The following is a 13,498-nucleotide window of genomic DNA, read 5'->3' on the forward strand; positions in this document are numbered from 1 at the left end:
GGCCGGGGCACCGGAGAACCTATTCCCAACCCGAAAAAAAAAAAGGGGGCGCCCGGGAGGGGGCCCCCCCTCGAGTTATCTCTGGAGGAAAATGCAGCTTGGAAGCAAGAAGAAGCCTTGAACCAAGCGGCGGGACCAGACATTGCTGCCGGCCCCATCAGCCGTAGCTGACCTCTGATACCTGCCCCGCGCGGTGCGCCGCCCGGGACCGGATGACTTCGATACGCCGGGAACCCGAAGGTTCCCGGCGCAACACTTCAAGCCCGGCTTACTGCCAGCGCTTGATGATTTCCTCATAGGCGATGGTCTCGCCCTTGGGCTTCTCGTTGGCAAGCTTGGCCTTCGGGCCGTTTGCCTTGCCGAGCCAGGCCGAGGCGTCCTGCTCCTCGTTGAGGCGCGGGCCGCAACCACCGTAGACGTTGGCCGCCTTGTCGGCCGCCTCCATACGGGACATGACCTGATCCATCTCGCCGGCGAGACGGTCCATGGCCTCCTGCGGGGTGAAGGCGCCGGAGTTCACGTCACCGATCTGCTGCCACCAAAGCTGGGCCAGCTTGGGATAGTCGGGCACGTTAACGCCGGTCGGCGACCACAGCACGCGGTCCGGCGAGCGGTAGAACTCGACAAGGCCGCCGAGGTTCGGCGCACGCTCGGTGAAGCTCGCATGCCGCACCGAAGAGTCGCGGATGAAGGTCAGGCCGACGTGGCTCTTCTTCACGTCCACCGTCTTGGAGACCACGAACTGGGCATAGAGCCAGGCCGCCTTGGCGCGGTCCGTCGGGGTCGACTTCAGGATGGTCCAGGAACCGGCGTCCTGATAGCCGAGCTTCTGGCCCTCTTCCCAATAGGGACCGTGCGGGCTCGGCGCCATACGCCACAGCGGCTTGCCCGCGTCATCGACCGTGTTGTTGCCTTCCGACTTCGGCGCCACCATGGAAGCGGTGAAGGCCGTGTACCAGAAGATCTGCTGGGCCACGTTGCCCTGGCTCAGCGCCGGCAGCGACTGATAGAAGTCGTAGCTGGCCGCACCCGGAGGCGCGTACTGGCGCAGCCACTCGTCCCACTTGCGGATGGCATAGACGGCCGCCGGGCCGTTGGTGCCGCCGCCGCGGGTGACGGAAGCGCCCTGCGGATTGCAGGAGCCTTCCTCCATGCGGATGCCCCACTCGTCGATCGGCACGCCGTTCGGCAGGCCCTTGGAGCCGGCGCCGGCCATGGAAAGCCAGGCGTCGGTCATGCGCCAGCCGAGGTCAGGCGCACGCTTGCCGTAGTCCATGTGGCCGTAGACGCGCACACCGTCAATTTCCTTCACGTGAACGCTGAAGAACTCGGCGATGTCCTCATAGGCCGACCAGTTGACCGGCACGCCCAGATCGTAGCCGTAGATCTCCTTGAACTTGGCCTGCAGGTCTTCGCGGTCGAACCAGTCCTTGCGGAACCAGTAGAGGTTCGCGAACTGCTGGTCGGGCAGCTGATAGAGCTTACCGTCCGGACCGGTGGTGAAGGACTTGCCCATGAAGTCGTCGATGTCGAGACCTGGGTTGGTAACGTCCTTGCCCTCGCCGGCCATCCAGTCGGAGAGGTTGACCGCGAGCTGCAGCCGCGAGTGCGTGCCGATCAGGTCGGAGTCATTGATGTAGGCGTCGTAGAGGTTGCGCTGCGTCTGCATCTGCGTCTGCACCGCCTGCACCACCTCGCCTTCACCGAGAAGCTGGTGGTTCACCTTGATTCCGGTGATCTCCTCGAAGGCCTTGGTCAGAACCTCTGACTCATAGGTGTGCGTCGGGATCGTCTCCGACAGCACGTTGATCTCCATGCCCTGGAAAGGTTCGGCGGCCTTGACGAACCATTCCATCTCGGCCATCTGCTCCTGCTTGGAGAGCACCGAGGGCTGGAACTCGTTGTCCACCCATTTCTCAGCGGCCGCCATGTCGGCCTTGGCGGCGCCTGCACTTGCCACCATGGCAAGAACCATCGCCGTTGTTAGTAGATACCTTCGCATGCGATATCCTCCCTTGCGTTTTTGTTGACGACACTCAAATGCGGCACGTTGCGCCGCACCTACCGGTAACCACTAGACGTAACGAAATACCAAAGCCGCGTAGATCGCGGACAGGACCAGCGCCCACCACAGCGGCCAGGGAACCAGGGCCAGCCAGGCGAGATGGATGTAAGCGCTGCCGAGCAGCGAAATGAAAAGCCTGTCGCCCCGCGTAGTATCCAGGCCCAGCACGCCGTGGCGCGGCGCGCCGCCCGGGCGCTGCAGTTCCCTAAGGGTCATCGCGACCAGCAGCAGGGCGATAACGCCGAAGAACAGCCCCGTCTGCCAGGTCCAGGCCATCCATGATAGGCCCATGATCAAACCCTCCCCATCGCGAAGCCCTTCGCGATGTAGTTGCGTACGAAGTAGATGACGATGGCCCCCGGGACGATGGTCAGCACCCCGGCGGCGGCCAGCAGGCCCAGCTCGTAGCCCGAGGTGCTGGCGGTACGCGTCATCACCGCGGCGATGGGCTTGGCCTCCACCGAGGTAAGCGTCTTGGCCAGCAACAGCTCGACCCAGGAGAACATGAAACAGAAGAAGGCGGTCACGCCGATGCCGCTGCCGATCAGCGGCATGAAGATCTTCGTGAAGAAGCGCGGGAAGGAATAACCGTCCAGGTAGGCCGTTTCGTCGATCTCGCGCGGCACGCCGGAGATGAAGCCCTCCAGGATCCACACCGCCAGCGGAATGTTGAAGAGGCAGTGCGACAGCGCCACGGCCAGGTGGGTATCGAACAGCCCCATGGCCGAATAGAGCTGCAGGAAGGGCAGCGCGAAGACCGCCGGCGGCGCCATGCGGTTGGTCAGCAGCCAGAAGAAGAGATGCTTGTCGCCCAGGAAGCGGTAGCGCGAGAAGGCGTAGGCCGCCGGCAGGGCGAAGGAAACCGAGATCACCGTGTTCAGGACGACGTAGATGATCGAGTTCACGTAGCCCATGTACCACGTAGGGTCGGTCAGGATCTTCACGTAGCTGTCGACCGTAAAGTCGGCGGGGAACCAGGAGAAGCCGCCCAGAATCTCGTTGGTGGTCTTAAACGACATGTTCAGCAGCCAATAGACCGGCAGCATCAGGAAGAGGATGTAGAGCGTCGGCACAAGCCAGCGGCGATGCTTCATTTCTTCTCTCCCTGGGTGATGAGCGTGTAGAAGAGCCAGCAGACCAGCAGGGTCATGAGGAAGTAGATGATGCTCATGGCCGCCGCGACGCCCAGGTTGAACTCGCCCAGCGCGGCCTTGACCAGGTCGATGGACAGCACCGTGGTCGCGTTGCCGGGACCGCCACCGGTCAGCACGAAGGGCTCGGTGTAGATCATGAAACTGTCCATAAAGCGCAGCAGGATGGCGATGGTCAGCACGTGCTTCATCTTCGGCAGCTGGATGTAGCGGAAGACGGCCCAGCGCGAAGCGCCGTCGATCTGCGCCGCACGGTAGTAGTTGTCGTCGATCGAGCGCAGCCCGGCGTAGGCCAGCAACACCACCAGCGAGGTCCAGTGCCAGACGTCCATCAGGATGACGGTGAACCAGGCGGAAACCGGCTGCTGGGTGTAGTCGAAGGGAATGCCGAGCCAGTTGAGGCCGTAGCCCAGGAGGCCGATGTCGGGCAGCGCGTAGATGTTCCACATGGCGCCGACTACGTTCCAGGGAATCAGCAGCGGCAGGGCCATGAGAACCAGGCAGACCGACGACCAGAAACCGCGGCGCGGCATGGTCAGCGCGATACCGACGCCCAGGGGCACTTCGATCACCAGGATGGTGAAGGTGAAGAAGAACTGGCGCAGCAGCGAATCGTGGAAACGTTCGGAAGCCAGCACCTCGCTGAACCAGCGCGTGCCCTCGAAGAAGAAGAGGTTGTTGCCGAAAGTGTCCTGAACCGAATAGTTCACCACCGTCATCAGCGGCACGATGGCGTTCAGCGCCACGATGAACAGCACCGGCAGCACCATGAACCATGCCTTGTTGTTGAGGGTCTTCTGCATGGCTCAGTTGCCCCCTTGCGCCTGGACCCGCACCAAGTGCGAGTCCTGGTAGATGTTGATCCGGGCCGGGTCGACGAGGGCGCTGGCGCCCTCCGGCACCTCTCTGCCCTCCGGCAGCACGGCGTCGAAGCGCTGCCCCTCCAGCAGGGCGCGCACGATCTTGAAGCGGCCGATGTCCTCGACCCGCGTGATGGTGATCGGCAGCCCCTGCCCCGCCGGCGCCAGGCGCACGAACTCGGGACGGATACCGACCTCGGTACGGCCGTCGAGCTGCGGATAGCTGCACCCAAGTTCTACTTCTCTGGCCCCGAGACGCAGCTTGTTGCCCGCCACTTGGCAGGACAGCACATTCATGCCCGGCGAGCCGATGAAGTAACCGACGAAGGTATGCGCCGGTTGATCGAAGAGCTCCTCCGGCGTGCCGATCTGCACCACCTCGCCCTCGTACATCACCACCACCTTGTCGGCGAAGGTCAGCGCCTCGGTCTGGTCGTGGGTTACGTAGATCATGGTGTGGCCGAAGCGGCGGTGCAGCTCCTTCAGCTTGGTGCGCAGTTGCCACTTCATGTGCGGGTCGATGACCGTCAGCGGCTCGTCGAAAAGGATAGCGTTAACGTCGTAGCGCACCAGACCGCGGCCAAGGGAGATCTTCTGCTTCTCGTCGGCCGTCAGGTTCTGCGCCTTGCGGTTCGCCTTGCCGGCGAGGTCCAGCATCTCCAGAGCCTCGGCCACGCGCTTCGCGATTTCGTCCTTCGCTACGTGGCGGTTGGCCAGCGGGAAGGCCAGGTTCTCGGCCACCGTCATGGTGTCGTAGACCACCGGGAACTGGAACACCTGGGCGATGTTGCGCTGCTCCGGCGCCAGGTGGGTGATGTCGTCCTGATCGAAGAGGATGCTGCCGCGCGAGGGCACCAGCAGGCCGGAGATGATGTTCAGCAGCGTGGTCTTGCCGCAGCCCGAGGGTCCCAGCAGCGCGTAGGCTCCGCCGTCCTCCCAGACGTGATCGATCTCCTTCAGGGCGAAGTCGGCCTCACCCTTCGGGTTGGGGAGGTAGGAGTGCGCCAGCTTGTCGAGGGTGATCTGTGCCATGACTCAAGCCCCCATCGCGTTTCGGGGCGGCGCGACATAGCTGCTCGGCGCCGCCACCAACCGCTCATCCTCGTCGAACACCAGAAAGCCCGCCGGATCGAGATAGACCGGAACGCGGTCGCCGATCTCCACCCGGTGGACGCCGTGGGTCAGCGCCACCCAGCGCAGACCGTCGTGCTCCACATGGATGAAGCTCTCCGAGCCGGTGATCTCCGTGGTCGAGACCGAGGCCTCCACCTGGATCGCTGCGCCCGCGGGCGGACGCAGCAGCAGGTGGTGGGGCCGGATCGCGACCTTGTAGGTCCCATCGGGCAGGCCCCCGGTCTCGGCGGGTGCGGCAATCGACTTGCCGTCGTAGCTCAGTTGGCTGCCGCGCTTTTCCATAGGCACCACGTTCAGCGGCGGATCGGAGAAGGTCTGGGCCGTGATCAGATCCGCCGGGCGGCTGTAGACATCGATTGTCGCGCCGAACTGCGTCACCCGTCCCTCGGAAAGGGTCGCCGTCTTGCCGCCCAGCAGCAGCGCCTCGTGCGGCTCGGTCGTGGCGTAGACGAAGATGGCGCCGCTCTCCCCGAAGAGCCGCGGCAGCTCGACGCGCAGTTCCTCGCGCAGCTTGTAGTCCAGGTTGGCCAGGGGTTCGTCCAGCAGCACCAGGCCGGCGTCCTTCACCAGGGCGCGGGCGATGGCGGTGCGCTGCTGCTGGCCGCCGGATAGATGCAGCGGCGTGCGATCCAGGAAAGGCGTCAGCTTCAGGAGCTCAGCGGCGGCGCGCACCTTCTTGTCGATGGTGCCCTTGTCCCTGCCCGACACCCGCATCGGCGAGGCGATGTTCTCGTAGACGCTCAAGGTCGGGTAGTTGATGAACTGCTGATAGACCATCGCGACCTGTCGCTTCTGCACCGGCATGCCGACGACGCTCTTGCCGTCGACCAGGATATCCCCCGTGGTCGGCCGGTCGAGCCCGGCCATGAGGCGCATCATCGAGGTTTTGCCCGACAGCGTCGGGCCCAGCAGCACGTTCAGCGAGCCCTTCTCCAGGGTCAGGCTGACGTCGCGGATGTGCTCTTCCACGCCGACGCTCTTGCTGACATTGCGAAGCTCCAGCGTCATCAGGCCGTCTCCTGCCGTTCCGCGGGGCCGCCTTGCCGGTCGAGCCAGGCCGTGAGGTTCTTCTTGGTGTCTTCGGAGACGTGCAGTCCCAGCTTCGAGCGCCGCCACAGCAGATCGTCGGCGGTCTCGACCCATTCGTTGTGCATCAGGTAAGTCAACTCCGCCGCGTAGAGTCCATCGCCCAGGTCCTCGCCCAGTCCCGCCATGCCGGTGGCGCCGCCGAGCAGCCGCTCCGTGCGCGTGCCGTAGCTGCGCAGGTAGCGGTGCGCCAGGTGCTCCGGCAGCCAGGCGTGGTTCTCGCGGAAACGTTTGTAGTAAGCCTCGAAGTCGGCGCCGGGAATGTCGCCGCCCGGCAGCGATATCTCGGCGGTCCAGGGCGCGCCGAGCGGGCCCAGCACCTCCTCCAGCTTGGCCAGGGCGTGCTCGGCCAGCTTGCGGAAGGTGGTGATCTTGCCGCCAAAGACGCTCAACAGCGGGGCGCGGCCGGCCCCATGTTCCATCTCCAGCACGTAGTCGCGCGTTGCCGAGGAGGCGCTCTTTGCGTCGTCGTCGTAGAGCGGGCGCACGCCGGAGTAGGTCCAGACCACGTCGGCGGGGGCGATCTTGCGCTTGAAGTAGACGTTCACCGCGTCACAGAGATAGGCGACTTCAGCCTCGGAAATCCTCACCTGGCCGGGGTCGCCCTCGAAGTCCACGTCGGTGGTGCCGATCAGGGTGAAGTCGCCCTCGTAGGGAATGGCGAAAACGATGCGCCCGTCCGGGTTCTGGAAGATGTAAGGGAAGTCGTGGTCGAAGAGCTTCGGCACCACGATGTGCGAGCCCTTCACCAGGCGCAGCGACTGCGCCTTGTTGAGGCCGGCACGCTGTTCGATGAACTCGGCGGTCCAGGGGCCCGCGGCGTTCACCAGGGCACGGGCCGTGACCTCGCGCTCGTGGCCGTTGTGCAGGTCGCGCAGCAGCACGCGCCAGCGCTCGCCCTCGCGGCGCGCCGAGACGCACTCGACCCGGGTCAGCACCTCGGCGCCGCGCTCGCGCGCGTCCATGGCGTTCAACACCACCAGGCGCGAATCCTGAACCCAGCAGTCGGAATAGACGAAGGCCTTGCGCAGATCCGCCTCCAGCGGCTCGCCCGCCGGATGCTGGCGCAGGTCGACGCCCTCGGAGGCCGGCAGCAGCCTGCGCCCGCCCAGATGGTCGTAGAGGAAGAGGCCGAGACGGATCATCCAGGCCGGCCGCAGCCCCTTGTTGTGAGGCAGCACGAAGCGCAGCGGCCAGATGATGTGCGGCGCGGCGCGCAGCAGCACCTCGCGCTCGATCAGCGCCTCGCGCACCAGACGGAATTCATAGTATTCGAGGTAGCGCAGGCCGCCGTGGATCAGCTTGGTGCTGGCCGAGGAGGTGGCGCTGGCCAGGTCGCTCTTTTCGCAAAGCAACACCGAGAGCCCGCGGCCGGCCGCATCGCGGGCGATTCCGGCACCATTGATGCCGCCGCCAACCACGACGATGTCCAGAACATCGGCCATGTCCGAGTGCCTGCCTCCCCAATCTTCGCCCGGTTTCCGGGTCGTTCCGGCCTACTCCCAGGCCGATCCGGCCCAGGGGCCGGGTGTCTCATTGAGCGGGAAGCATAGAATGGCCCCGCGCGGTTTCGCAATCGGAAATTTTCGTTTATGAACATTTTCGAACAGAACGTTGGAATCTGAAGTCTTTTCGCACTGAAAATTGGCGGCATACCGGCAATCCCGGTCGCAGCCAGCGTCAGAAAATGAAAAATTTCGAAGATTCCAACCGGGTGCGGCGGCTGCCCGGGCGCCCTCGCGCCGCCCCTTCAGACCGCGGGGGCGATGTGCAGCTCCACCTCGGCGGCGGCAAGGATGTCCATCATCGGCTGGGCCGGTGCGCGGTCGGTGAAGATGGCGTCGAGCTGATCGATATGCCCCAGGCGCACCATGGCGTTGCGCCCGAACTTCGTGTGGTCGGTGGCCAGGAAGACCCGGCGCGCGTTCTTGATGATGGCCTGAGCGGCCCGGACCTCGCGGTAGTCGAAGTCCAGCAGGGTGCCGTCGTCGTCGATGCCGGAAATGCCGATGATGCCGAAGTCGACCTTGAACTGCTGGATGGTGTCGATGCTGGCTTCGCCGACGATGCCGCGGTCGCGGCTGCGCACGACGCCGCCGGTGACGATGACCTCGAAATCCGGCTTACCGCCCAAGATATTGGCAACATTGAGATTATTGGTGATCACGCGGAGCCCGCGATGGTCGACCAGGGCCTTGGCCACCTCCTCCGTCGTGGTGCCGATGTTGATGAAGAGGGAAGCGTTGTCCGGGATCTCGGCGGCCAGGATGTGGGCGATGCGCTCCTTCTCCCCCTGATGCAGCACCTGGCGGGTCTGGTAGGCCAGGTTCTCGACGCTGGAGGGCAGGCCGGCGCCGCCGTGGTAGCGCCGCAGGAAGCCCTGGGTGCACAGTTGGTTGATGTCGCGCCGGATGGTCTGCGGAGTGACGTTGAAATGCTCCGCCAGGGCCTCGATGGCGACAAAGCCGCGCTCGCGCACCAGGGCGATGATCTGCTCCTGGCGCTGGTTCAGGTCGCTGCGGCCCTCGCCGCCGCTGTCCTGAGCCTCGGCGGGCCGGGGAAATGCTGGCATCTCTGTCCTCCGATGGGCGGGGAGTATAGGAAAAACCGGCTATTTTCGGAACCGAAAATTCCGAAACCCGACGCTTCGCCCGCAAGGGGCTGATTTGGCAGTTGATTTCAGGGGCTGAAAAGCACGCGCGCCAGCCTATATAGAAAAGGCGCTCCGGCGTAGTATCCCCCAAAAACCAGCACCGACCCCTGCGCGGGCCGGGCCGATGATAGGATCTGGACATGGCAGAGGTCATTCCCCTCGCCCCGAAGCAACCGGAGACCCTGGTTCCGGGCGACTACAGCATGTCCATCGAGCCCGCCGGCAAGCGGGTGAAGGTGGTGTTCAACGGCCAGGTCATCGCCGACAGCCGCCGCGCCCTGGTGCTGAAGGAAACGCGGCTGCCGCCGGTCTACTACCTGCCGCGCGAAGACGTCTCCATGGACTTCCTGCAGCCCACGGACCATCACACCTACTGCCCCTTCAAGGGCACCGCCAACTACTGGTCGGTGGTGGTGGGCGACAAGGCGGCGGACAACGCGGCCTGGAGCTATGAGGACCCGATCGAGGACGGCCTCGGCGTGCGCGGCTACGTCGCCTTCTACTGGAACAAGGTCGATGCCTGGTTCGAGGGCAGCCCGCAGGTCGAAATCGACGCCACGGAGAGCGGGATCGAGTCCGGCAACCCGCTGGCCGGCTGGCTGCTGCGCGAAGCCTGGGAGGCGACCTCCTCGGCCGAGCTGGTCGACCGCTTCGCCCGCCAGCTCGTCGAGGCCGGCTTCGTCATCTCGCGCCTTTCCGTCATCATTCCCACCCTGCATCCGCAGCTCGCCAGCAACGCCTTCGTCTGGCGCCAGGGGCAGAGCGTGGTCGACGAGCGTGACCTGCCGCACTACGGCCTGAAGTCGGAGGCCTACCTGAAGAGTCCCATCATCCGCATCTTCGATGGCGAAGGCGGCATCCGGCGGCGCCTGGAAGGCCCCAATCCGCCGCGGGACTTCCCGATCCTGGACGACCTGCTGGAAGAGGGCGCGACCGACTACGTCGCCATGCCCATGCACTTCTCCAACGGCAAGATCAACGTGCTGTCCCTGGCCAGCGACCGCCCGGGCGGCTTCACCACCCGCGAGTTGGGCTACATCTACGAAGCCCTGCCGATCCTCAGCCGTCTTCTGGAGGTGCACGCCCTGCACCGTACCTCGCGCTCGCTGCTCGACACCTATCTGGGCGCCCACACCGGTCAGCGCGTGCTCAACGGCCTGATCAAGCGCGGCGACGGCGAGGACATCCCGGCGGTCATCTGGTACTGCGACCTGCGCGGCTCCACCGCGCTGGCCGACAGCCTGCCGCGCGCCGAGTACCTGGACCTGCTGAACCGCTACTTCGAGGCGGTGGCCGGCGCGGTGCTGGAGCACGGCGGCGAGGTGCTGAAGTTCATCGGCGACGGCCTGCTCGCCATCTTCCCGATGCAGACCACCGACGGCGGCGCCATCCAAGAGCCGGTGTTCTGCACCAAGGACGGCGACAAGATGTACTGCGGCAAGAACGCCTGCCACCTGGCGATCAAGGCGGCCCGCGACGCGGTGAAGCGCATGGCTGCGCTGAACGAGGAACTGGCCGAGGCGGGTGGTCCCCCGCTTGCCTGCGGCATTTCCCTGCACCTGGGCAACGTCACCTACGGCAACATCGGCGCGGCCAGCCGCCTGGACTTCACGGTCATCGGCCCGGCCACCAACGAGGCCGCCCGCATGGACGGCCTGACCAAGGAACTGGGCCTCGGCGTCCTGGTCTCGGAAGAGTTCGAGCGCTTTGTGCCCGGCACCCTGATCTCGGTCGGGCGCCACGCCTTCCGCGGCGTGACCCAGGAGCGCGAGATCTTCACCCTGCCCGAGCTGCTGGAAAACGCCGCCGAGTGATTCTCGGCGGAGCGAACCTCAGCCCCGGTAGCGCTCTTCCTCGGCGTAGTAGGCGTTGAAGCCGACCACGTCGCGCAGGCTGTCCCAGTCCAGCAGGTCCTTGGGATGCTCGCCGGCCTTGAAGGCGGCGAGCGCATCCTGCATGGCCTTCATGGCCGCGGCCAGCAGGGTCAGGGGATAGGCGGCGAGACTGTAGCCGATCTCCTCCAGCACCTTGGGCGGCAGCACCGGCGTCTCGCCCTGCTCCACCATGTTGGCCAGCGCCGGCCTGTCGGTCGCAGAGCAAAAGGCGCGCATCTCCTCCTCCGACTTCGGCGCCTCCAGGAAGAGGATGTCGGCGCCGGCCGCCGCGAAGGCCTCCATGCGCCGCAGCCCCTCGTCCAGGCCGTCGGTCGCCCGGGCGTCGCTGCGCGCCAGGATCAGGATGTCGCCGCCGGCCTCGCGCAGCTCGTCGCGGGCATCGGCGGCGGCCTGGATGCGGGCCACCGCCTCGCCGCGCTCGACCACCGCCTTGCCGCGGGTGTGGCCGCAGCGTTTCGGCCAGACCTGGTCCTCGATCATCACCGAAGCAAAGCCGGCCTGGGCGTAGCCCTTCACCGTGCGCTTCACGTTCACCGCGTTGCCGTAGCCGGTATCGCCGTCGCCGATCACCGGGATACTGGTCGCCGCGCAGATGTTGCGCCCGGTGTCGACGATCTCGCCGTAGGAGATGAGACCGGTGTCGGGCAGGCCGAGGCGCGCGGCAGAGACGGCAAAGCCGCTCATGAAGGTGACCGGGAAACCGGCCTGTTCGATGAGCTTTGCCGAGAGGGCGTCGAAGCAGCAGGGCATCACCGCCAGCTCCGGCTTGGCGAGAAGCCCGCGCAGGGCGGCGGCACGGCTGGGGCGGTTGGTCATGGAACGGTCCTCGAGAACGTCAGAGCTTGAAAGGAATATAGAGGGCAATGTCGGGGAAGAGGTAGATCACCAGCACCGAGCTCAGCATGATGATGATGAAGGGCCAGACCCCGGCCACCACCTCGCCGATCTCCGCCTTGCCAACGGCCTGTATGACGAAAAGGTTGAGGCCCACCGGCGGCGTGATCAGCGCGCATTCCACCATGATCACGAAGACGATGCCGAACCAGATGGCATCGATGCCCAGCGGCATCAGCGAAGGGTGCAGCACCGGCATCATGATCAGCATCATGGAGAGGGCCTCCAGGAAGAAGCCCATCAGCAGCAGCACGATGCAGATGATCAGCACGAAGACCCAAGGTTCGGTGATGTTGCTGGAGATCAGGAAGGAGATGTCCTGCGGGATGCGGTAGAGGGTGATCGCCTTGCCGAAGATCTTGGCGCCGGCCAGGATCAGGAAGATGGTCACCGTGGTCTGCATGGCATCGACGGCGGCGTCCTTGAAGCCCTGCCAGTCAAGTGTTCGCAGGACCACCGCAGTCAACAGGATCGAGAGCGCGAAGCCGACGCCGGCCGCCTCCGTTGGCGTGAAGACCCCGAGATAGAGCCCCAGGATGATGATCCCCGCCAGGGTGACCGTGGGCAGCGCCCGCCAGGTCGCCGCCAGCCTTTCGCGGAAGTCGGCCCGCGGCATGGGCTGGTAGGCGCTGCTGAAGCGGGCGTAGAGGATGGAGAAGACGATGAAGGCGCCGGCCAGCATGAGCCCTGGCCCGATGCCGGCGAGGAAGAGGTCGATGATGGATTCCTCGGTCACCACGCCGTAGACGATCATCGGGATCGAGGGCGGGATGAGGATGCCGAGCGTGCCGCCCGCCGCCAGCAGGCCGAGCACGAAGCTGCGGTTGTAGCCGCGCTGGCTCATCTCCGGGATGGCCGCCGTGCCGATGGTCGCCGCCGTGGCCACCGAGGAGCCGGAGATGGCGGCGAAAATGGCGCAGGACAGCACCGTCGCCACGGCGAGCCCGCCGGGCCAGTGGCCGACCCAGGACTGCACGGCAGCGTAGAGGTCGCGCGCCACTCCGCCTTTCAGCAGCACGTTGGACATCAAGAGGAACAGCGGCACCGCCAGCAGGATGAAATTGTCGGTGGTGCTGTAGAGGCCCTGGGCCACCATGATCGGCGAAAAGCCGCCGATGACCAGCAGCAGCAGGCCAAGACCGCCAAGGGCGAAGGCGATGGGCAGGCCGGTGGCCAGCAGCACCACCAGCGCGGCGAGGATCAGGGCGGCCTCCACTCAGAATATCCCCATCAGAACTCACCGTGATCCTCGCCCACCGCGGGCGGGTTCTTCGGCAGGCGAATCAGCTCGGCCAGGGCCTGCAGCCCCAGCAGCGTGAAGCCCAGGGGGATCGCGATCTCGGTCATCCACTGCGGCACCGACAGCATGGTCGAGGTGGCGCGGCCCAGGCGGATCGACTCCAGCATGATGTCGAGGCCGTAGAAGACCGCCACCCCGCAGAACAGGAGTATCCACAGCAGGGCGAAGCCGTCGGCGATGCGCCGCCCGGCGGGGCCCAGCCTGTTTACCAGGATCGTGATGGCGATGAGCTGACGGTGGCGCAGCACGTAGGCCGCGGCGATGTAAGTCGCCCAGATCTGGAAGAAGCGGGACATCTCCTCCGCCCAGATAGTGGGCGCCAGGAAGACATAACGCATGATCACTTCGTAGGTGATCATGGCGCCCACGGCGACGAAGGCCGCGGCGGCCAGCCAGCCGAAGGCGTCATTGAGGCGGTCGATGAGTTTCAGCATGGTCTTCAAAGGTCGAAGCGGCGGCG

At 65.5% G+C, this 13,498-nt stretch carries 12 protein-coding genes; 1 reads left to right on the forward strand and 11 read right to left on the reverse strand.

The features are described 5' to 3' along the window. Positions 1-268: 268 nt before the first annotated feature. The 8 genes from H7X47_RS08610 to H7X47_RS08645 all read right to left on the reverse strand — a co-directional run bounded on the left by H7X47_RS08610 (position 269) and on the right by H7X47_RS08645 (position 8,868). Complete coding sequence (locus H7X47_RS08610; RefSeq protein ID WP_193368255.1) at positions 269-2,002, reverse strand: ABC transporter substrate-binding protein; 1,734 nt, start codon at positions 2,000-2,002, stop codon at positions 269-271. A 72-nt stretch (positions 2,003-2,074) separates the two neighbouring features. Beyond that, positions 2,075-2,356, reverse strand: a complete 282-nt coding sequence (locus H7X47_RS08615) for a DUF2160 domain-containing protein (protein WP_193368256.1) — start codon at positions 2,354-2,356, stop codon at positions 2,075-2,077. A gap of 2 nt (positions 2,357-2,358) precedes the next feature. Further along, positions 2,359-3,159: a carbohydrate ABC transporter permease gene (locus tag H7X47_RS08620; RefSeq protein ID WP_193368257.1), complete on the reverse strand. Its 801-nt coding sequence runs from the start codon at positions 3,157-3,159 to the stop codon at positions 2,359-2,361. Then, positions 3,156-4,019, reverse strand: a complete 864-nt coding sequence (locus tag H7X47_RS08625) for a carbohydrate ABC transporter permease (protein ID WP_193368258.1) — start codon at positions 4,017-4,019, stop codon at positions 3,156-3,158. The genes H7X47_RS08620 and H7X47_RS08625 overlap by 4 nt, the downstream gene beginning before the upstream one ends. A gap of 3 nt (positions 4,020-4,022) precedes the next feature. Further along, entirely contained in the window at positions 4,023-5,108 is a 1,086-nt protein-coding gene (locus H7X47_RS08630; RefSeq protein ID WP_193368259.1) for an ABC transporter ATP-binding protein, read from the reverse strand. 3 nt (positions 5,109-5,111) lie between these two features. After that, on the reverse strand, positions 5,112-6,218 hold the full coding sequence (locus H7X47_RS08635; RefSeq protein WP_193368260.1) for an ABC transporter ATP-binding protein: 1,107 nt from the start codon (positions 6,216-6,218) through the stop codon (positions 5,112-5,114). Continuing rightward, on the reverse strand, positions 6,218-7,741 hold the full coding sequence (glpD, locus tag H7X47_RS08640) for a glycerol-3-phosphate dehydrogenase (RefSeq protein WP_193368261.1): 1,524 nt from the start codon (positions 7,739-7,741) through the stop codon (positions 6,218-6,220). Before glpD ends, H7X47_RS08635 begins: the two co-directional genes overlap by 1 nt. A gap of 305 nt (positions 7,742-8,046) precedes the next feature. Beyond that, positions 8,047-8,868, reverse strand: a complete 822-nt coding sequence (locus H7X47_RS08645; RefSeq protein WP_193368262.1) for a DeoR/GlpR family transcriptional regulator — start codon at positions 8,866-8,868, stop codon at positions 8,047-8,049. Between the two features lie 221 nt (positions 8,869-9,089). On the opposite strand from H7X47_RS08645, the gene H7X47_RS08650 reads away from it, so the two are divergent. After that, positions 9,090-10,763 carry a DUF427 domain-containing protein gene (locus H7X47_RS08650; RefSeq protein WP_193368263.1) on the forward strand — a complete coding sequence of 558 codons (1,674 nt, stop codon included), beginning with the start codon at positions 9,090-9,092 and terminating at the stop codon, positions 10,761-10,763. 18 nt (positions 10,764-10,781) lie between these two features. Here the strand turns inward: H7X47_RS08650 and H7X47_RS08655 are convergent, their stop codons facing one another. The 3 genes from H7X47_RS08655 to H7X47_RS08665 are packed head-to-tail and all read right to left on the reverse strand — an operon-like array spanning position 10,782 to position 13,472. Beyond that, on the reverse strand, positions 10,782-11,660 hold the full coding sequence (locus H7X47_RS08655; RefSeq protein WP_193368264.1) for an isocitrate lyase/PEP mutase family protein: 879 nt from the start codon (positions 11,658-11,660) through the stop codon (positions 10,782-10,784). 19 nt (positions 11,661-11,679) lie between these two features. Next, positions 11,680-12,954 (reverse strand): TRAP transporter large permease, encoded by a 1,275-nt coding sequence (locus H7X47_RS08660; RefSeq protein WP_193368265.1) that lies wholly within the window; start codon positions 12,952-12,954, stop codon positions 11,680-11,682. Positions 12,955-12,968: 14 nt separating this feature from the next. Then, on the reverse strand, positions 12,969-13,472 hold the full coding sequence (locus tag H7X47_RS08665) for a TRAP transporter small permease (RefSeq protein ID WP_193368266.1): 504 nt from the start codon (positions 13,470-13,472) through the stop codon (positions 12,969-12,971). Between the last annotated feature and the right edge of the window lie 26 nt (positions 13,473-13,498).

Origin of the sequence: Pelagibius marinus (assembly GCF_014925385.1) — a bacterium.
GTDB lineage: Bacteria > Pseudomonadota > Alphaproteobacteria > Kiloniellales > Kiloniellaceae > Pelagibius > Pelagibius marinus.